Source organism: Bradyrhizobium sp. STM 3557 (assembly GCF_045571465.1).
Taxonomy (GTDB): domain Bacteria; phylum Pseudomonadota; class Alphaproteobacteria; order Rhizobiales; family Xanthobacteraceae; genus Bradyrhizobium.
Map to the genome: position 1 here is coordinate 220,054 of NZ_CP120697.1, position 18,187 is coordinate 238,240.

General features: G+C 65.0%; 19 protein-coding genes. 14 read left to right on the plus strand and 5 right to left on the minus strand.

Translation table 11 applies throughout. The annotated features are described in order from the left end of the window. Window positions 1-81 precede the first annotated feature (81 nt). Entirely contained in the window at window positions 82-1,170 is a 1,089-nt protein-coding gene (hrcA, locus tag P6U24_RS01000) for a heat-inducible transcriptional repressor HrcA (RefSeq protein ID WP_407157364.1), read from the plus strand. A 129-nt stretch (window positions 1,171-1,299) separates the two neighbouring features. After that, window positions 1,300-1,920, plus strand: a complete 621-nt coding sequence (gene grpE / locus P6U24_RS01005) for a nucleotide exchange factor GrpE (protein WP_407157365.1) — start codon at window positions 1,300-1,302, stop codon at window positions 1,918-1,920. A 269-nt stretch (window positions 1,921-2,189) separates the two neighbouring features. On the opposite strand, the gene pncA is transcribed toward grpE, so the two are convergent. Continuing rightward, window positions 2,190-2,906 carry a bifunctional nicotinamidase/pyrazinamidase gene (gene pncA, locus P6U24_RS01010; protein WP_407157366.1) on the minus strand — a complete coding sequence of 239 codons (717 nt, stop codon included), beginning with the start codon at window positions 2,904-2,906 and terminating at the stop codon, window positions 2,190-2,192. 108 nt (window positions 2,907-3,014) lie between these two features. Further along, window positions 3,015-3,953, minus strand: a complete 939-nt coding sequence (locus tag P6U24_RS01015; protein WP_407157367.1) for a hypothetical protein — start codon at window positions 3,951-3,953, stop codon at window positions 3,015-3,017. Between the two features lie 401 nt (window positions 3,954-4,354). Here P6U24_RS01015 and dnaK point away from each other — a divergent pair, with 401 nt between their 5' ends. From dnaK to P6U24_RS01055, 8 genes are all read left to right on the plus strand, one after another. Further along, the gene (gene dnaK, locus P6U24_RS01020; RefSeq protein ID WP_407157368.1) at window positions 4,355-6,250 is read left to right on the plus strand and encodes a molecular chaperone DnaK; all 1,896 of its coding nucleotides are present in this window, start codon (window positions 4,355-4,357) and stop codon (window positions 6,248-6,250) included. Window positions 6,251-6,391: 141 nt separating this feature from the next. Then, on the plus strand, window positions 6,392-7,519 hold the full coding sequence (gene dnaJ, locus P6U24_RS01025) for a molecular chaperone DnaJ (protein ID WP_407157369.1): 1,128 nt from the start codon (window positions 6,392-6,394) through the stop codon (window positions 7,517-7,519). Between the two features lie 214 nt (window positions 7,520-7,733). Beyond that, window positions 7,734-8,336: a class I SAM-dependent methyltransferase gene (locus P6U24_RS01030; protein ID WP_407157370.1), complete on the plus strand. Its 603-nt coding sequence runs from the start codon at window positions 7,734-7,736 to the stop codon at window positions 8,334-8,336. Between the two features lie 57 nt (window positions 8,337-8,393). Next, window positions 8,394-8,972, plus strand: a complete 579-nt coding sequence (locus P6U24_RS01035; protein ID WP_407157371.1) for an NADPH-dependent FMN reductase — start codon at window positions 8,394-8,396, stop codon at window positions 8,970-8,972. 6 nt (window positions 8,973-8,978) lie between these two features. Next, window positions 8,979-9,692, plus strand: coding sequence for an orotidine-5'-phosphate decarboxylase (pyrF, locus tag P6U24_RS01040; protein ID WP_407157372.1), 714 nt, complete (start codon window positions 8,979-8,981; stop codon window positions 9,690-9,692). A 12-nt stretch (window positions 9,693-9,704) separates the two neighbouring features. After that, window positions 9,705-10,010, plus strand: coding sequence for a DUF1330 domain-containing protein (locus tag P6U24_RS01045; protein ID WP_407157373.1), 306 nt, complete (start codon window positions 9,705-9,707; stop codon window positions 10,008-10,010). Window positions 10,011-10,078: 68 nt separating this feature from the next. Further along, complete coding sequence (dapB, locus tag P6U24_RS01050) at window positions 10,079-10,900, plus strand: 4-hydroxy-tetrahydrodipicolinate reductase (protein WP_407157374.1); 822 nt, start codon at window positions 10,079-10,081, stop codon at window positions 10,898-10,900. A gap of 24 nt (window positions 10,901-10,924) precedes the next feature. Continuing rightward, complete coding sequence (locus P6U24_RS01055; RefSeq protein WP_407157375.1) at window positions 10,925-11,548, plus strand: 2,3-bisphosphoglycerate-dependent phosphoglycerate mutase; 624 nt, start codon at window positions 10,925-10,927, stop codon at window positions 11,546-11,548. A gap of 246 nt (window positions 11,549-11,794) precedes the next feature. On the opposite strand, the gene P6U24_RS01060 is transcribed toward P6U24_RS01055, so the two are convergent. Next, window positions 11,795-12,694, minus strand: a complete 900-nt coding sequence (locus P6U24_RS01060) for a methylated-DNA--[protein]-cysteine S-methyltransferase (protein ID WP_407157376.1) — start codon at window positions 12,692-12,694, stop codon at window positions 11,795-11,797. Between the two features lie 56 nt (window positions 12,695-12,750). After that, window positions 12,751-13,284 carry a DUF2244 domain-containing protein gene (locus tag P6U24_RS01065; RefSeq protein ID WP_407157377.1) on the minus strand — a complete coding sequence of 178 codons (534 nt, stop codon included), beginning with the start codon at window positions 13,282-13,284 and terminating at the stop codon, window positions 12,751-12,753. A 22-nt stretch (window positions 13,285-13,306) separates the two neighbouring features. Between P6U24_RS01065 and nth the strand changes: the two genes are divergently transcribed. The 4 genes from nth to P6U24_RS01085 all read left to right on the plus strand — a co-directional run bounded on the left by nth (window position 13,307) and on the right by P6U24_RS01085 (window position 17,438). After that, window positions 13,307-14,101 carry an endonuclease III gene (gene nth / locus P6U24_RS01070; RefSeq protein ID WP_407157378.1) on the plus strand — a complete coding sequence of 265 codons (795 nt, stop codon included), beginning with the start codon at window positions 13,307-13,309 and terminating at the stop codon, window positions 14,099-14,101. 183 nt (window positions 14,102-14,284) lie between these two features. After that, window positions 14,285-15,337 carry a type III polyketide synthase gene (locus tag P6U24_RS01075; protein ID WP_407157379.1) on the plus strand — a complete coding sequence of 351 codons (1,053 nt, stop codon included), beginning with the start codon at window positions 14,285-14,287 and terminating at the stop codon, window positions 15,335-15,337. Next, entirely contained in the window at window positions 15,334-15,834 is a 501-nt protein-coding gene (locus P6U24_RS01080) for an isoprenylcysteine carboxyl methyltransferase family protein (protein ID WP_407157380.1), read from the plus strand. Before P6U24_RS01075 ends, P6U24_RS01080 begins: the two co-directional genes overlap by 4 nt. Continuing rightward, the gene (locus P6U24_RS01085; RefSeq protein ID WP_407157381.1) at window positions 15,831-17,438 is read left to right on the plus strand and encodes a DHA2 family efflux MFS transporter permease subunit; all 1,608 of its coding nucleotides are present in this window, start codon (window positions 15,831-15,833) and stop codon (window positions 17,436-17,438) included. Before P6U24_RS01080 ends, P6U24_RS01085 begins: the two co-directional genes overlap by 4 nt. On the opposite strand, the gene P6U24_RS01090 is transcribed toward P6U24_RS01085, so the two are convergent. Then, window positions 17,388-18,137 (minus strand): sulfate transporter family protein, encoded by a 750-nt coding sequence (locus P6U24_RS01090; RefSeq protein ID WP_407157382.1) that lies wholly within the window; start codon window positions 18,135-18,137, stop codon window positions 17,388-17,390. The two genes, P6U24_RS01085 and P6U24_RS01090, sit on opposite strands and share 51 nt — an antisense overlap. Window positions 18,138-18,187: the final 50 nt, after the last annotated feature.

Genomic DNA, 18,187 nt, shown 5'->3' on the forward strand with positions numbered 1-18,187 from the left:
AGGGCTTATGCGTCTGTCCGAAGCGGCTTGCCACCGGCCCGCCGCATCGACACATTATGGTCAGCTGGGAGGAATGTGCAGGTGGCTCACCACGATCCGATCAATCTGATGTCCCCGCCGGCCGGTTTGGCGCAGCTCAACGAGCGGTCCCGCGAGATCTTCCGGCAGATCGTCGAAAGCTATCTCGCCACCGGCGAACCGGTGGGCTCGCGCAACGTTTCGCGGCTGATTGCGGTTCCTTTGTCGCCGGCCTCGGTGCGCAACGTCATGGCCGATCTGGAGCACCTTGGCCTCATCTATGCGCCGCACACCTCGGCCGGCCGACTGCCGACCGAACTGGGCCTGCGCTTCTTCGTCGATGCCCTGATGCAGGTCGGTGATCTCACCGAAGCCGAGCGGCAGTCGATCGAAGGCCAGCTCGCCTCGGTCGGCCGCGCGCAATCGGTCGAGGCGGCGCTGGACGAGGCCCTGACCCGGCTGTCGGGCCTCACTCGTGCAGCCTCCGTCGTGCTGACCGCCAAATCCAATTCGCGGTTGAAGCATATCGAGTTCGTGCGCCTGGAACCGGAGCGGGCGCTGGTGGTGCTGGTCGGAGAGGACGGGCAGGTCGAGAACCGGGTTTTGACGCTGCCGCCGGGGGTTCCGACCTCCGCCCTGATCGAGGCCGGCAATTTCCTCAATGCGCGGATCAGGGGGCGGACCTTGGCCGAGGCCCGCCTTGAGCTCGAGACCGCGCTGGCGCAGGACCGTGCCGAGCTCGACCAGCTGACTCAGAAGGTGGTCGCGGCGGGGATCGCGAGCTGGTCGGGCGGCGACAATGAGGAGCGGCAGCTCATCGTGCGTGGCCACGCCAATCTCCTGGAGGATCTGCACGCGCTGGATGACCTCGAGCGCGTGCGGCGGCTGTTCGACGACCTCGAGACCAAGCGTGGCGTGATCGATCTTTTGGGCCGCGCCGAGAGCGCAGAGGGCGTGCGCATCTTCATCGGCTCGGAAAACAAGCTGTTCTCGCTGTCGGGCTCCTCGACCATCGTGGCGCCCTATACCGACGCTGCTGGCCGTATCGTCGGCGTGCTCGGCGTGATCGGCCCGACCCGGCTGAACTATGCCCGGGTGATCCCGACCGTGGATTACGCCGCGCGTATCGTCAGCCGAATCTTGGGTGGCTGAGAGGCGCGCCGGAATCCGCCGCGGCGGGCTGCAAATCGCAGGCCGTGCTTGATTTTCGCCATCTAAAGCACGATATCCCGGCCGACGAACCCCCTCCCCTTCCAGCCGAATTTTGCGAGAAGTCTATCCATGACCGATCCCGACCTGCAGAAGAATGATCCGGCAAACCCGGCGCAGGCCAGTGAACCCGTCGTCTCCAAGCCCTATGTGATGCCGGACGATCCCGAGACCGGCTCAGTCGAGGCACTGGCCAAGGAAGCCGCTGAGGCGCGCGACAAGATGCTGCGCACGCTGGCGGAGATGGAGAACCTGCGCAAGCGCACCGCGCGCGAGGTGTCGGATGCGCGAACCTACGGCATTACCGGCTTTGCGCGCGATGTGCTCGACATCGCCGACAATCTGCAGCGGGCGCTCGATGCAGTGCCGGCGGAAGCGCGCGCGGCGGCCGATCCCGGCCTCAAGGCGCTGATCGAGGGCGTCGAACTCACCGAGCGCTCGCTGCACGCGACGCTGGAGAAGAACGGCGTCAAGAAGTTCGACCCCAGCGGCCAGAAGTTCGATCCGAACTTCCAGCAGGCGATGTACGAGGTGCCGGATCCCTCGGTGCCGTCCGGCACCGTGGTGCAGGTGGTGCAGTCCGGCTACACGATCGGGGAGCGCGTGCTGCGCCCGGCGCTGGTCGGCGTGTCCAAGGGCGGCGCCAAGGCTGCACCCGCGGCCGCCAATGACGAGCCCGACAGCGCCGCGTGATCTTTCCGCCATCGTGCAGCGATCAAAAGAGAGCCACGGGGACGTACTCCGTGGCTCTTTGCTTTCGTGCAATTGGATGAACTCATTTTCGGCACGATAGGTGAATCGGGTGCGGCAATGGTGGTGCACACCTCTCCCGTCGGTTCACCTTTTGGGAGCAGCGCCCCCTCACCCGGCGCTACGCGCCGACCTCTCCCCGCTGGGGAGAGGTGAACCGAGACCGCGGATGCAGTTTTGATCCGATCAAGAGGCTTCGGACAGCTTAGACTCTAAATCGCGATGTCGTCGGATTTGATCCGCTTGACGCCCGCCGCTTCCATGTCGGCCCAAGCCTTGGCCAGCGAGCCCTGGGTGTCGATGCCGCGGCAGGCGTCCTCGACGACATAGGTCTCGAAGCCGGCCTTGCGCGCGTCGAGCGCGGTCCAGGCCACGCAGAAATCGGTGGCCAATCCGGCAACGAAGACACGATCGATCCCGCGCGCTTTCAGATAGGCGGCAAGGCCGGTGCTGGTCTTGCCGTCGGCCTCGGTGAAGGCCGAGTAGCTATCGACGTCGTTGTGAAAGCCCTTGCGGATGATCAGCTCGGCTTGCGGGATCGAAAGGTCCTTGGACAGCGCCGCGCCCTCGGTGCCCTGCACGCAATGGTCGGGCCACAGCACCTGCTTGCCGTAAGCGAGATCGATCACCTCGAATGGCTTCTTGCCGGAATGGGTGGACGCAAAGGAGACATGCGCGGGTGTGTGCCAATCCTGGGTCATTACGACATTGCTGAAGGCCTTGGCGATCTTGTTGATGACCGGCACCACCTGCTCGCCATCTTTGACGGCAAGGCTGCCACCAGGGAGGAAACAGTTCTGCACGTCGATGACGAGCAGCGCCGCCGTCTCGCCCGGCTTGATCGCGTCTGCTGCGTAGGTGCTGCGCCCGGTCGCAGCCGCAAATCCCGCCGCGCCCAATCCTGCCAGAATCTGCCGTCGATTCCACATCGCGCTTCCCCCGTCGTGTTGATGACAACGGCGAAAGCAAATCAGCTTGCCGGGCAGGCGTAAAGCTCGTTTCGGTGGCCAGCGTGCCCAGCATCTGCGCGGCGCGCATCAACTGCGCGGCTGGATACCATCGCGCACGGCGCGGAAGCGTGGAAAGGCACCTGGCCATTGGTCACGCGGCGCGCTGCCGATGATGCGCAGCGTGCTCGGGCCGCCAAAGCGCAGCCATTGCACCACCGTCACCGCGGTATTATCCTTGCCGCTCGTGGCATCGATCCGCGTCTCAAAGGCCGGCAGGCCGTCGACCCGGATCGGCTCCGACATCGTGATCCTGGCGTCCCGAACGCCGGGGATCGTGGTGGCGGCCTGCTGTGCAAACCGCGCTCGATCACCCGGTTCAGGCGGGGCGGAGCCGATGATGCTGATGACCATGAAAGGCGCGGCCTCGAACCCCTTGGTCTCGTCGCCGTCGGCAAGGATCAGCGCCGCGCCGGGCGCCAGCGTGCGGACGGTCTTGAAGTTGCTGCGTTCGGTCAGCTGGAACGGCATCAGGCTGAGCTGCTCGTCGACAGGGACCTCCTTGCGGATCGCGGCGGAGGCGAACATTTGGCGGACCGCATCGTCGGTGTAAATCTTGCTGGCGGTCTCGGGAATCTGCACCGCGATGTAGCCGGAGAACGTGTTGCCCGACAGGATCATGGAATAGCGCCGCACCGGTGTTGCGCCGTCCTTGCCGTTCTCGACCGTGTAATAAGCGAGCCCCGCCGATGTCTCGATGCTCTCCGGCTTGATGCCGCCGGTGCCGGCCGGGTTGGCCGCGAACGCGTTCTTCACCTCGCCATAGGCCGCGGCCGGCAGCTCGGTCAGCAGCACCTTGACGCTGTGGTCCTCGGTCTCGAAACCGGGAAATGCCTTGGCGACGCTTAAGCCCACCAGCGGCGCCAGCCCGACCCGGACGCCGGGCGGAAACACCGCATCGGCGGCGCAGGCCGGCCGCAATATGGCGGAGACAAGGACAGCCGCGGTGAGCATTCGGAAAAGCATCATGAAGAACCTGCCTGATTTACCAAACGCTGTTCTTCGCCACAGCCGGGCTGCCGTTCGGTTGGACGCTTTTAACGGGTTTGCCGGACCAGCAACAGGCCGGTGCCCGCGATTTGAAGTTCCAGCTTCAAACGGCCTTAATCCGGACCGTCGATCGATGCCGCAGCGCTCGGCCAATGGCCGATCGAAGGGCTTGTTCGGTGCGCCGGCCACGCTGGTCCGACAGCCTGAAAATGCGCGGGTTTTCGATGTCGGAGGTAGTGGTCCGGTCCTTGCGGGCCGGTGCCCCCCTCCTATATGAGGCTCATCGTCGCAATATCGCGAGCATTTGATCTGAGGGGGTTTTGGATGGGGGCGCCGTCAGGGCCCCTCCCAACCTGCCGCAAAAAGAGGGATATGAGACCATGGGAAAGGTCATCGGGATCGATCTCGGCACCACGAATTCGTGCGTGGCCGTAATGGACGGCAAGACGTCGAAAGTCATCGAGAATGCCGAGGGCATGCGCACGACGCCTTCGATCGTCGCGTTCAGCGATGATGGCGAGCGCCTCGTAGGCCAGCCTGCCAAGCGCCAGGCCGTGACCAACCCCGAGCGGACCTTCTTTGCGGTGAAGCGCCTGATCGGCCGCCGCTATGACGACCCGATGGTCGAGAAGGACAAGAAGCTCGTCCCCTATAAGATCGTCAAGGCCGGCAACGGCGACGCCTGGGTCGAGGCCGACGGCAAGACCTATTCGCCCTCGCAGGTCTCCGCCTTCATTCTGCAGAAGATGAAGGAGACCGCTGAGGCTCATCTCGGCCAGAAGGTCGATCAGGCGGTCATCACGGTCCCCGCCTATTTCAACGACGCCCAGCGCCAGGCCACCAAGGACGCCGGCAAGATCGCGGGCCTCGAGGTGCTGCGCATCATCAACGAGCCGACCGCGGCCGCGCTCGCCTATGGCCTCGACAAGTCGAAGTCCGGCACCATTGCGGTGTACGACCTCGGCGGCGGCACCTTCGACGTCTCGATCCTGGAGATCGGCGACGGCGTGTTCGAGGTGAAGTCGACCAATGGCGACACCTTCCTCGGCGGTGAAGACTTCGACATGCGGCTGGTCAACTACCTGGCCGATGAGTTCCAGAAGGAGCAGGGCATCAACCTGCGCAACGACAAGCTCGCGCTGCAGCGCCTGAAAGAGGCGGCTGAGAAGGCCAAGATCGAGCTGTCGTCGACGACGCAGACCGAGATCAACCTTCCCTTCATCACCGCGGACCAGTCCGGTCCGAAACATCTGACGATGAAGCTGACCCGCGCCAAGTTCGAGGCGCTGGTGGCCGATCTCGTCGAGAAGACCATCGAGCCCTGCCGCAAGGCGCTGAAGGATGCCGGCCTCACCGCCGGCGAGGTTGGCGAGGTGGTGTTGGTCGGCGGCATGACCCGCATGCCGAAGATCCAGGAAGTCGTGAAGCAGTTCTTCGGCAAGGAGCCGCATAAGGGCGTCAACCCCGATGAGGTGGTGGCGATCGGTGCTGCAATTCAGGCCGGCGTGCTGCAGGGCGACGTCAAGGACGTGCTGCTGCTCGACGTGACCCCGCTGTCGCTGGGTATCGAGACGCTGGGTGGCGTGTTCACCCGCATCATCGACCGCAACACCACGATCCCGACCAAGAAGAGCCAGGTGTTCTCGACCGCCGAAGACAATCAGAACGCGGTCACCATCCGGGTCTTCCAGGGTGAGCGCGAGATGGCGGCCGACAACAAGATGCTCGGCCAGTTCGATCTGATGGGCATTCCGCCGGCCCCCCGCGGCATGCCGCAGATCGAGGTGACCTTCGATATCGACGCCAACGGCATCGTCAACGTCTCGGCCAAGGACAAGGCGACCGGCAAGGAGCAGCAGATCCGCATCCAGGCCTCCGGCGGTCTGTCGGAAGCCGACATCGAGAAGATGGTCAAGGACGCGGAGGCCAATGCCGCCGCCGACAAGAAGCGCCGCGAGGCGGTCGACGCCAAGAACCATGCCGACGCCCTGGTGCATTCCACCGAGAAGGCACTCGCCGAGCATGGCTCGAAGATCGCCGACACTGAGCGTCGCGCCATCGAGGATGCCGTCAGCGATCTGAAGGAAGCGCTGAAGGGCGATGATGCCGAGGCCATCAAGGCCAAGAGCAACACGCTGGCGCAGGCTTCGATGAAGCTCGGCGAGGCCATGTACAAGCAGCAGGCCGAGAGCGACGCGGCTCGCGATGCGGCCAAGGACGATGTCGTCGACGCGGAATTTACCGAGGTCGACGACGACAAGAAGAAATCTGCTTAATTCGCAGAGGTTATGATCATGACCCCCATGCCAGCGAGCGCGCAGCGCGTCTCATTGGATGGGGGTCATTTTCATTGGACCGAAGGCTGCCTGTTGGCGCCGGCCCTTCGGGGCAGAGACAAGTTCGGGCGGGTTTGACTGATGTCCACCAAGCGCTGCTATTACGAGACCCTGGAAGTCGACCGCGACGCTGATGAGAGCAAGCTCAAGGCGGCGTTCCGCAAGCTGGCAATGAAATGGCATCCGGATAAGAATCCGGGCGATGCGTCCAGCGAAATGAAGTTCAAGGAAATCAACGAAGCCTACGAGGTGCTGCGCGACGCCGACAAGCGCGCGGCCTATGACCGCTACGGCCACGCCGCTTTCGAGCAGGGCGGCATGGGTGGCCCGCACGGCTTCGGCGCCGGCTTTGCCTCCTCCTTCTCCGACATCTTCGAAGACCTGTTTGGCATGGCGAGCCAGCGGCGCGGCTCGGGCCGCGAGCGCGGCGCCGACCTGCGCTACAACATGGAGATCACGCTGGAGGAGGCCTATCTCGGCAAGACCGCGCAGATCGAGATTCCGGTCTCGGTCACCTGCGAGTCCTGCTCCGGCACCGGCGCCAAGGCCGGCACCAAGCCGAAGGCCTGCTCGATGTGCGGCGGCGCCGGCCGCGTCCGCCAGGCACAAGGCTTCTTCACCCTGGAGCGAACCTGTCCGGGCTGCCAGGGCCGCGGCCAGATGATCGAGGACCCCTGCCCGTCCTGCTCGGGCTCGGGACGTGTCACCCGCGAGCGCACGCTGTCGGTCAACATCCCGCAGGGCGTCGAGGACGGCACGCGAATCAGGCTGGCCGGCGAGGGCGAGGCCGGCATTCGCGGCGGACCGCCCGGCGACCTCTACATTTTCCTGTCGCTATCGGCGCACGACATCTTCCAGCGCGATGGCGCCGATCTGCATTGCCGCGTCCCGATCTCGATGGTGACGGCCGCGCTCGGCGGCGAGTTCGAGGTGCCGACCATCGACAAGGGCAAGACCAAGGTCAAAGTCCCTGCCGGCACGCAGTCGGGTCGTCGCTTCCGCATCGCATCAAAGGGCATGCCAGTGCTGCGCTCGCGCCAGACTGGCGACATGTACGTCCAGGTTGTGGTCGAGACGCCGCAAAACCTCACGAAAAGGCAGCAGGAATTGCTGGCTGAGTTCGAGAAGCTGTCATCTGGTGCGACCCAGCCGGAAGCTGCAGGCTTCTTCAGCAAGGTCAAGGATTTGTTCGGCAAGGCCGCCAGTTGAGCCGCGATCAGGACTTGCGGATCGCGCGCGATAGCGATGGCCTCATTGGCGCCGGACGGGCGAAAAAATTGCCGGCGGCACGATCAAACCGCGGAGCCTTTGGGCTTGGCCGCGCGTTACGGTTCGGCTTGACCGTGCAGCTTGCGATCTATACGTCTTTGTGACTCTTTTCTGACATCGCCGTGGATCAACCACGGTCCCGTCCGGTAGTGAGATGCCACTTCAATCGTCCGTGCGTGCGTCGAAAAAGCCTCTTCGTCTTGACGACGAGGTCCGCTTTCTCCGCTCATGGATCGAGAAGCCGCTCCATATGGGCGCGGTGATGCCGTCCGGCCGGCTGCTGGCCCGCACCATGGCCCATTATGTCGACGTGCATGGCACAGGACCTGTGGTCGAATTGGGGCCCGGCACCGGGGCGATCACCAGCGCGCTGATCGAGCGCGGCGTCGATCAGAAGCGTCTCGTGCTGGTCGAATACAATCCGGGCTTCTGCGCCCTGCTCCGCGACCGCTATCCGCAGGCCAAGGTGGTGCAGGGCGACGCCTATCGGCTCCGCGACACGCTCTGGAATGTGCTGGGCGCACCAGCGGTCGCGGTCGTCTCCGGCCTGCCGCTCGTCACCAAGCCGATGCTGACGCGGCTGAGGCTGGTCCGCGATGCCTTCGCCGCGCTGGCGCCGGGCGCTCCCTTCGTGCAGTTCACCTATTCCGTGGTGCCGCCGATCCCGAAATCGCTGCCGGGCGTGACCACGGAGGCTTCCGAGCGGATCTGGATGAATCTTCCGCCGGCGCGCGTCTGGGTGTATCGCAAGCCCTGATCGAACGACCGACGGCCGCGAAGATCGCGTGGCGGGTCATCCCACGCGTTTCACATCATGGCCGCGCTGAAAATCCTCGTCATTCCCGGCTCGACACGATCAGGATCACGCAATGTCCGGCTCGCGGCGGCTGCGGCCTATCACTTCGCGCAAGCCGGTGCCGACGTCACCCGCATCTCGCTCGCCGATTTCCCCTTGCCGATATATGACGGCGACCTGCAGGCCACGTCCGGCGTGCCGAAGCATGCGATCGATCTGAAGCGGATGATGGGGTCTCATCATGGCGTGCTCATCGTCACGCCTGAATATAATGGCGCGATCCCTCCGCTGCTGAAGAACGCGATCGATTGGGTCAGCCGGGTGCAGGACCCCAATGAGCGCCGCGGCCAGATCTTCCGGACCAGGCCCTTCGCGATCGCCGCGGCCTCCGAAGGCCGGCTCGGCGGGGCTCGCGCATTGGCGTCGCTGCGCCTGATCCTGTCGGCATGCCAGGCCCTGGTGATTCCGAACCAGCTTGCGCTCTCCTTTGCCGATCAGGCCTATGACGATCTCGACCGCCTGAAGCAGCCGGGCGATATCGAAGCACTCGACGCGCTGGTGCGGCAATTGATCGACGTTTCGCAACGGATGACATGAGGTGACATGCCGACGACCGACATTGCTCCCCGCGACCGCCTGATCGTGGCGCTCGATCTTCCCGACATCGCGCAGGCCGAAGCGTTGATCGCCCGGCTTGGCGACAGCGTGAGCTTCTACAAGATCGGCTATCAGCTCGCTTTTGCCGGTGGTCTGGCACTCGTGCCGACGCTCGCCGGCTCAGGCAAGAAGGTGTTCATCGATCTGAAGCTGCACGACATCGGCAACACGGTGTCGCGCGGGGTTGAAAGCATCGCCCGCTTGGGCGCGACCTTCCTCACCGTGCATGCCTATCCGCAGACCATGAAGGCCGCGGTCGAGGGGCGCGCCGGCTCGTCACTGCAGATCCTCGCGGTGACCGTGCTGACCTCCTATGACGAGGCCGATCTCGTCACGGCCGGTTATCGGCTCGGAGTTTCCGATCTGGTGCAGATGCGCGCGAAACAGGCCGAAGGGCTCGGCGTTGACGGGCTGGTCTGCTCCGCGGAGGAGGTGGGCACGTTGCGCGGAATCGTGGCGCCCAAGCTGTGCCTGGTCACGCCGGGCATTCGCCCCGCGGGTTCCGCGAGCGGCGACCAGAAGCGAATCATGACGCCGGCCCGTGCGATCGCGGCCGGCAGCGACTATCTGGTGGTCGGGCGCCCGGTGCTGGCGGCTGATGACCCCAAGCTGGCCGCGGAGGCCATTCATGCCGAGATCGCACAGGCGCTGAACAGGTAAAGGGAGAACGACGTGACGGCGAAAGGCTACTGGATCGGGCGTGTCGATGTTCACAATGAGGATGGCTACAAGGCCTATGCCGCCGCGAACCCGGCGATCTTCAAGAAGTTCGGCGGCCGTTATGTCGTGCGCGGCGGCAGGTTCACCAGCGTCGAAGGCGAGAGCCGGTCGCGCAACGTGGTGATCGAATTCGCCGACTACGACACGGCAATGGCCTGCTATCAGTCGCCGGAGTACCAGGCGAATATCAGGGTTCGCCAGCCGCATTCCATCGCCGATCTCATCATCGTGGAAGGCTATGACGGGCCGCAGCCCTGACCTCCGGTGCCTCCGGTTGCCGCCGCAGCCTGCTCCGGCTATAGGCCCTTATAAGCGAGGAAGCTGACATGTCCGACATGCGCCTGATTGTTGCAGGAGCCGGCGGCCGAATGGGCCGGGCCTTGGTGCGCGCGATCGCCGAGACCGAAGGCGCTGTGCTGGTCGGCGCGCTGGAGGCGCCGGGCTCGGAGCGCATCGGCGAGGATGCCGGTGTGCTGGCCGGGCTGCCGGCCAATTGCGTCAAGCTGTCGGCCGATCTCTGGACAATGTCCGCGGAGGCCGACGGCATTCTCGATTTCACCGCGCCGGCCGCGACCATCGCCAATGTTGCGATCGCGGCTCAGCGCGGCATCGTCCACATCATCGGCACCACGGGCCTGTCGGCCTCCGACAACGCCGTCATCCAGAGCGTGACCAAGCGCGCTGTCGTGGTGCAGTCCGGCAATATGAGCCTTGGCGTCAATCTGCTCGCGGCCTTGGTGAAGCAGGTCGCGAAGTCGCTCGATGAGACCTTCGACATCGAGATCCTCGAGATGCATCACAAGGCCAAGGTCGATGCGCCCTCCGGCACCGCGCTGATGCTGGGCCAGGCCGCCGCTGCCGGTCGGGGCATCTCGCTGGATGACCATTCGGTCCGCGGCCGTGACGGTCTGACCGGGGCACGCAACACCGGCGACATCGGCTTTGCCTCGTTGCGCGGCGGTACCGCGGCCGGCGATCACAGCGTAATCTTCGCGGGGCCCTCCGAGCGGCTGGTGCTGTCGCACCACGCCGAAGATCGCATGCTGTTCGCGCATGGTGCGCTCAAGGCAGCGCTGTGGGCCAAGGGCAAGCCGCCCGGCTACTATTCGATGGCTGACGTGCTCGGCCTCAAGGATCTCTTCAAATAAGTGCAACGTCGACGGAATTGAGCAATGAGCGAACGTCTCCTGGTGCTCGTGCGCCACGGCCAGAGCGAGTGGAATCTGAAGAACCTCTTCACCGGCTGGAAGGACCCTGGTCTGACCGAGCAGGGTATCGCGGAGGCCAAGGAGGCCGGGCGCAAGCTCAAGGCGCAGGGCCTGTCGTTCGATATCGCCTTCACCTCGGTGCTGCAGCGGGCCCAGCATACGCTCGACCTGATCCTTGACCAGATCGGGCAGACCGGCCTCAAGACGCAGAAGGACCTCGCGCTCAACGAGCGCGACTATGGCGATCTCTCCGGCCTCAACAAGGATGATGCGCGCAAGAAATGGGGCGAGGAGCAGGTGCATATCTGGCGCCGCTCCTACGACGTGCCTCCGCCGGGCGGCGAAAGCCTGAAGGAAACGCTGGCGCGCGCCCTGCCCTATTACGTCCAGGAGATCCTGCCCGGCGTGCTCCGCGGTGAGCGCACGCTCGTCGCCGCCCACGGCAACTCGCTGCGCGCGCTGATCATGGTGTTGGAGAAGCTGTCGCCGGAAGGCATTTTGAAGCGCGAGCTCGCCACCGGCGTGCCGATCATCTATCGCCTCAACGCGGACTCGACGGTGGCCTCGAAGCTCGATCTGGCGTCGTAAGCAGTGGCGTGTTGATCGTGAGATCAGATCGATCTTGTGCGGCAGCGGAAGTCCACCTCTCCCATTGGGAGAGGTCGATTTGCTTCCGGTGATGCGAAGCATCGACGGAGCAAATCGGGTGAGGGATTAAGGTCTATCGAGGGAGTGGCGCCCCCTCACCCGCGCCTGTCGGCGCGACCTCTCCCCGCTGGGGAGAGGTAACCGAACCCGTTGATGCTGCTTCGGCTCAATCGCCATCAGATTCAACTACGCCATCCCCACCTGCCCGGCTTCCCAGCCGAGCATGGCCTGCTTGCGGGTCAGGCCCCAGTGATAGCCGGTGAGCGCGCCGCTTTTGCCGAGTGCGCGATGGCAGGGCACCACGAACGAGATCGGGTTCTTGCCGACCGCTGCGCCGACCGCGCGCGACGCCTTCGGCGCCTGCAGCTTGCTCGCGATGTCGGAATAGCAGACCGCGCGGCCCATCGGGATTTTCAAAAGCGTCTCCCAGACCCGCACCTCGAAATCGGTGCCGATCAGCACCACGCGTAGCGGCTGGTCCGGCCGCCACAGCCTGGTGTCGAAGATGCGCTGCGCGAGTCCGGCCGTGCCCGCGACATCCTCGACATAGGTGGCACGCGGCCACCGGCTCTTCATGTCCGACAGCGCCGAGGATTCCTCGCCGGCATCGGCAAACGCCAGCCCCGCGAGCCCGCGACCGGTCGCCATGACCAGCGCAGTGCCGAACGGTGAGGGATGGAACCCGTAGGTGATGATCATGCCGGCGCCGCCGGTCTTCCATTCGCCCGGCGACATGGCCTCGTGGGTGACGAACAAATCGTGTAGCCGCCCCGGCCCCGATAGGCCGGAGTCGAGCGCGGCGTCGAGCACGCTGGCGGACCCCTTCAGCAGGGCCTTGGCGTGATCGAGCGTCAGCGCCTGCATGAAGGCCTTGGGCGTCAGCCCGGCCCAGCGGCGGAACAAATGGTGCAGCTCGTCCGGGGTGAGCGAGGCGGCGTCCGCCATCTCCTCGATGGTCGGTTGCTGGCGCCAACGCTCCGAGATGAATGCGATCGCCCGACGCACCGAATCATAGTCGCGCATCGCGGCCGATTGTTGCGGTCCTGGCCTCGCCAGGCTCTGATCATGGATGGCTAGGGTCATCATGGAGGGGAATGTAAGGCGCGCCCTGCCCCACCTCCACCCGATTTCTGATTGCGCCGCTAGGTCGGATTGAGGATCGGCCCGCGCTTGGCGGCCTGCAGTGCGGCCAGCAACGCCTTGGCAAAGCTCGCCTTTTCGTCGGGGCTCAGGAATCCGCCAATGCCGATGCTGCGGCCGCCCGATACCAGGTAAAGGTTCTCGATCCCGAACTCCTGATGCGCGACCTGGTCGAGCCGAACCCAGCGCGGATTGAAGCTCCACTCCAAGACATGGCCGCGATGGCTGACCCGCCGCAGCTTCAGTTCGGATACCGTGATCGAGATTTCTTCATAGGCGCGGGCACGGCGGAAATTGACCTTGAAGGCCCAGTAGATCGCCAGCGCGTCGAGGCCGAAGAAGCCAAGGATCGGCCAGGCGCCCATGATCGCAGAGGCGATGCCGCCCACGAAGCTGACCACGCAGACGACGCTCATCAGCACCAGAAAACCGGTGCGATTGAGCGAGCGATGCGGCGTCAGCAACGCCGAGAACAGCTCGGCATCGGCCGGGTCTGGCTCGCTCTCCGCGGGTGCAAAGGCATTGCCTGTTGTCATGGTGCCTCAGTATACCCGGAACATGGCCAAAATCATCCGACCCCAACGCTCCAAGCCGGCCCCGGTTCGCACAGCTCCCAAGAAGACCTCCAAGAAAAAAGCTCCGGCGAAGGCCAAACCCTCGCCCAAGGCCCAAGCAGCCCCTGCCCGCCCGGCGAAGAGATCCATCAAGGCGTCGAAGCCCTGGACACCCGCCGAGGTCCGCGAGGCCTTCACGCGCTTCGCCAAGGCCAATCCGGAGCCGAAAGGTGAGCTCGAGCATCTCAACCCGTTCACGCTGCTGGTCGCTGTAGTGCTATCGGCGCAGGCGACCGATGCCGGCGTCAACAAGGCGACGCGGCCATTGTTCGAGGTTGCCGATACGCCGCAGAAGATGGTCGCGCTCGGCGAGGACAGGTTGCGCGACTACATCAAGACCATCGGCCTCTATCGAACCAAGGCCAAGAACGTCATCGCGCTCTCGCAGAAGCTGATCTCCGAGTTCGGCGGCGAGGTGCCGCGCACCCGGGGCAAGATCGAGTCGCTGCCGGGCGCCGGCCGCAAGACCGCGAATGTCGTGCTCAACATGGCGTTCGGCGAGCACACGCTTGCCGTCGACACCCACGTATTCCGGGTCGGCAATCGCACCGGGCTCGCACCAGGCAAGACGCCGCTCGAGGTCGAGCTCGGCCTGGAGAAGGTGATTCCGGCCGAGTTCATGCTGCACGCTCATCACTGGCTGATTCTGCACGGCCGCTACACCTGTCTCGCACGCAAGCCGCGCTGCGAGGTCTGCCTGATCAATGATCTCTGCCGCTGGCCGGAAAAGACGGTCTGAGCTCGCGCTCTGATCGGGAACAGCGTCACCTTTGCGCCACGACCGGCGCGGTGTCACCACGGCCGGGCCACACCGCCGCCCCCATTCAACATATAGTGACGTCATAGGACCGGCTGACGGGAATGGCGTGCGAAATATCCGCCGTTGCGGGCGGTTTCACATGATCGAATGGGGATCAGCCGCATGAACCACGACGCCGCGCTGCTGTCGCTGGCAACCGCCGTTCCGCCGCATCGATTTCATCAGGCGCGCGTGATGGAAGCCGCCCGCGAGGTGCTGGCGCCGCGCTATCCGCAATTCGACACGCTGGCCAGCTTGTTCTCCAACACCGGCATTCGTCATCGCTATGGCGTGATGCCTATGGAATGGTATCTCGAACGCCGCGGCTGGCCGGAACGCACGAAGGCCTATCTCGAAGGCGCCGAAGCGCTGTTCGTCGATGTCGCACGCAATGCATTGGCGCACGCCGATCTCGCCGCTGACGAGATCGATACTGTGGTGACCGTCAGCTCCACCGGCATCGCCACCCCGACGCTGGAGGCGCGCGTTGCAAAGAGAATGGGTTTTCGCGGTGATGTGTCGCGTGTGCCCGTGTTCGGGCTCGGCTGCGCTGGCGGCGTTTCCGGCCTGTCGATCGCCGCGCGGCTGGCACAGGCGCGACCGGGCAGAAACGTGCTGCTCGTGACTTTCGAGCTCTGCACGCTCGCGGTCCGTCATGACGAACTGACCAAGGCCAACATCGTTGCGATCAGTCTGTTCGGCGATGGCGCCGCGGCGGCTGTCCTGCGGGCCGGCGATGGCGGTGCGACGCAGGTCGAGGCCACCGGCGAGAAGCTGTGGCCCGACACGCTCGACGTGATGGGCTGGAGCGTCGATCCCGAAGGTTTCGGCGTGATCTTCCAGCGCACGATTCCGGATTTCGTCACCGAGCATATGGGGCCGGCCGTGTCGGAGATTCTCGCACGCATGGAGCTCACGCCAGGCGATGTCGATCGCTTCGTCTGCCATCCCGGCGGCTCCAAGGTGATCTCGGCGCTGGAGCGTGCGCTCTCGCTCGATCAAGGCACGCTCGATCATGAGCGCGAAATCATCGCCGACTACGGCAACATGTCGGCGCCGACAGTGCTGTTCGTGCTCGAACGCGCCCGCCGCGCCGGCCTGCCCGCCCGCTCGGTGCTGACGGCGCTCGGCCCCGGCTTCACCGCGAGCTGCGTCTCGCTCCGGCACGCCGCATGAGCGCCGCTTCGATCATCCTCGCGCTGGTCACCATGCAGCGGCTTGGTGAGCTGGTGCTGGCTCGCCGCAACACGCAACGGCTGCTGGCGCGAGGGGCGGTCGAGGTCGGCGCCGGTCACTATCCGCTGCTGGTCGCGATGCATGCGGCGTGGTTGATCGCGCTGTGGATCAATGGCTATGACCAGCCGGTCGATTTGATTCCGCTCATCGTGTTCATCGGTCTGCAGGGCCTGCGTTGCTGGGTGCTTGCGACCCTGGGCCCGCGCTGGACCACGCGCATCATCGTGCTACCTGGCGCGCCGTTGGTCACGCACGGCCCCTATCGCTACATCGCGCATCCGAATTACGTGGTGGTCGCCGCCGAGATCGCGCTGCTGCCGCTGGCGCTGCATCTGCCGTTGCTGGCGCTGATCTTCTCCGCGCTCAATGCCGTGGTGCTCGCGATCCGCATCCGCGCCGAGCAGCCCGCGCTCGCCACCAGCGGCAGGCCTGCATGAGCATCGCGCCAGCGCCGCAGGCGAGAGGGATGGTGGCCACCTGGCTCGGCTTCCTTCTGATGTGCATCGGCATGTTCATGGCGATCCTGGACATCCAGGTGGTCGCGACTTCGCTGCCGACCATCCGCGAGGCGCTCGACATCTCGCCCGAGGCGATGAGCTGGATCCAGACCGCCTATCTGATCGCAGAAATCATCGCCATTCCGCTCACGGGCCTCCTGACACGCGTGCTGAGCCTGCGCTGGCTGTTCGTCATTGCGGTCAGCGTGTTCACATTTGCCTCGATCGGCTGCGCGATCAGCGGCGGCTTCACGTTGCTGATCGTCTGCCGGATCGTGCAGGGATTTGCGGGCGGCGTGCTGATTCCAGCGGTATTCTCCGCGGTGTTTCTGCTGTTTCCGCCGCGCCTCCACGGCGTTGCGACCACGATCGGCGGCGTCCTCGCCGTGTTGGCGCCGACCATCGGACCGATCGTCGGCGGCTACATCACCGACACCTGGTCGTGGCCCTGGCTGTTCCTGATCAACGTCCTTCCAGGCCTGGTCGCAGCAGGTGCGGCCCCTGCCCTGCTGCCACGCCAGCGCACGGATCTCGCCGAGATCTTCAAGCTCGATTGGCGCGCGTTGGCGCTGCTTGCCGCCGCGCTCGCAAGTCTCGAGATCGGCCTGAAGGAAGCACCGCAGCAGGGCTGGCTCTCGGTGAATTGCATCGCATTGCTCGTGATCAGCGCGTGCAGTCTCATCCTGCTGGTCCAGCGCACCCTGCTCTCCCGACATCCGGTCCTGCGGCTGAACAGCCTGCGGCGACGCTGCTTTGCCGCCGGCTGCGGCTTGAGCTTTTGTCTCGGCGTCTGCCTGTTCGGCTCGGTCTATCTGATGCCGGTGTTCCTCGCGTTCGTCCGCCAACATAGCGCGTTCGAGATCGGCACCATCATGCTGGTCACGGGCGTGGCGCAGCTCGTCGCCGCACCCTGCGTGACCTTGCTGGAAAGCCAGGTCGATGCGCGCGCCCTGACCGCGATCGGCTTCGGCCTGTTCGCGGCCGGGCTCGCGATGAGCGTGTTCGAGCCGCGCACGGCGGATTTTGCCGAGATGTTCGCACCGCAGATGGTGCGCGGCATCGCCATCATGTTCTGCCTGCTGCCGCCGATGCGGATCGCACTCGGCGACCTCCCGGAAGCGGAGGTCGCGGATGCCAGCGGCATGTTCAATCTGATGCGCAATCTTGGCGGCGCCATCGGCATCGCGCTGATCGACACCATCCTCTACGGCCGTGTCGAGGGCTATGCGGCGGACTTTCAGGTTCGCTTGCTGGCGCGCGACATCACAGCGGCGCAGGCCATCGGGCTGGACCCTCAGCTCTTGCTCAGCCAGCCGCCGGGGCCGCCGGATGCGGCCGCGATCGCCTATGTGCGGCCGCTGGTCGAGAAGGCGTCGCTCGCGTTGTGCGTCAACGAAGCCTGGGCGCTGCTCGCGGCGGTCGCCGCGATCGGGATGACGCTGGTGCTGCTCACCCGCACGGCGGCGGAGGATGACGTGCCGCAGCTAATCGCGCTAGAAACTCCTCATCCGGTCCCGCAGCGGCTCGACAAGGTGGGGTCGTGAGCCGGACATGCGCTTGTGCATGTGGACCATGAAGGCCATGCCGAATATCGGCGTTGCCAGATTCACGATCGGAATCGAGACGAAGGCCGCGATGACCAGACCCGCGGTGAAGACGGTGGCGGCATTGTCGCGGCGCATCGCCTTGGCTTCTGCCGGCGAGCGGAAGCGCATCGCGGCGAGCTCGAAATACTCACGCCCCAGCAGCCATGCGGTGGCGATGAAGAAGATCAGGAAGCCTGCGCCGGCCAGGAATACGAAGGGCAGGGCGATCAGATAGACGAGGATGGTGAGACCCGCGGCTTTGAAGCCTTCGCGCATCGCGATCGTGAAGGGCAGGGCAATGCCGGGGCGTTCGGCCGGATAATATTCGCGCTCGACATGGTCGGCGACGTCATCGACAAACAGACTCGCCACCAGGGAAGTGACTGCCGGCATCAGCATGATGCCGCCGAACACGACACCAAGGCCGGCTGCGATCGAGATGATCCAGGTCAGGACGTCGAGCGGGGTGTGGAAGTTCGGGCCGAGCATGGTCTCGGCCCAGCCTTCGCCAGCGGTCGCGAGCCAGCTCAGCAGCCGCTGCAGCCCGATGGCGAGCACCGTGATCAGGACCAGCGCGACACCGATCGATCGCCACAGGATCGAGCGCACCGGCGGCGACAGCATCTGCGACAGCGCCTTGATGGCGGCATCGATCATTAGGAACGACCTCTCTAAAAGCTTCGGGAGAGGTAGCGATACTGACCTGT

What these genes read in the sequence shown, in the direction of transcription:
- grpE (WP_407157365.1), top strand. Translation starts at nt 1,300, where the DNA reads ATGACCGATCCCGACCTGCAGAAGAATGATCCGGCAAACCCGGCGCAG.
- pncA (WP_407157366.1), bottom strand. Translation starts at nt 2,906, where the DNA reads ATGTGGAATCGACGGCAGATTCTGGCAGGATTGGGCGCGGCGGGATTT.
- P6U24_RS01015 (WP_407157367.1), bottom strand. Translation starts at nt 3,953, where the DNA reads ATGATGCTTTTCCGAATGCTCACCGCGGCTGTCCTTGTCTCCGCCATA.
- dnaK (WP_407157368.1), top strand. Translation starts at nt 4,355, where the DNA reads ATGGGAAAGGTCATCGGGATCGATCTCGGCACCACGAATTCGTGCGTG.
- dnaJ (WP_407157369.1), top strand. Translation starts at nt 6,392, where the DNA reads ATGTCCACCAAGCGCTGCTATTACGAGACCCTGGAAGTCGACCGCGAC.
- P6U24_RS01030 (WP_407157370.1), top strand. Translation starts at nt 7,734, where the DNA reads ATGCCACTTCAATCGTCCGTGCGTGCGTCGAAAAAGCCTCTTCGTCTT.
- P6U24_RS01035 (WP_407157371.1), top strand. Translation starts at nt 8,394, where the DNA reads ATGGCCGCGCTGAAAATCCTCGTCATTCCCGGCTCGACACGATCAGGA.
- pyrF (WP_407157372.1), top strand. Translation starts at nt 8,979, where the DNA reads ATGCCGACGACCGACATTGCTCCCCGCGACCGCCTGATCGTGGCGCTC.
- dapB (WP_407157374.1), top strand. Translation starts at nt 10,079, where the DNA reads ATGTCCGACATGCGCCTGATTGTTGCAGGAGCCGGCGGCCGAATGGGC.
- P6U24_RS01055 (WP_407157375.1), top strand. Translation starts at nt 10,925, where the DNA reads ATGAGCGAACGTCTCCTGGTGCTCGTGCGCCACGGCCAGAGCGAGTGG.
- P6U24_RS01060 (WP_407157376.1), bottom strand. Translation starts at nt 12,694, where the DNA reads ATGATGACCCTAGCCATCCATGATCAGAGCCTGGCGAGGCCAGGACCG.
- P6U24_RS01065 (WP_407157377.1), bottom strand. Translation starts at nt 13,284, where the DNA reads ATGACAACAGGCAATGCCTTTGCACCCGCGGAGAGCGAGCCAGACCCG.
- nth (WP_407157378.1), top strand. Translation starts at nt 13,307, where the DNA reads ATGGCCAAAATCATCCGACCCCAACGCTCCAAGCCGGCCCCGGTTCGC.
- P6U24_RS01075 (WP_407157379.1), top strand. Translation starts at nt 14,285, where the DNA reads ATGAACCACGACGCCGCGCTGCTGTCGCTGGCAACCGCCGTTCCGCCG.
- P6U24_RS01080 (WP_407157380.1), top strand. Translation starts at nt 15,334, where the DNA reads ATGAGCGCCGCTTCGATCATCCTCGCGCTGGTCACCATGCAGCGGCTT.
- P6U24_RS01085 (WP_407157381.1), top strand. Translation starts at nt 15,831, where the DNA reads ATGAGCATCGCGCCAGCGCCGCAGGCGAGAGGGATGGTGGCCACCTGG.
- P6U24_RS01090 (WP_407157382.1), bottom strand. Translation starts at nt 18,137, where the DNA reads ATGATCGATGCCGCCATCAAGGCGCTGTCGCAGATGCTGTCGCCGCCG.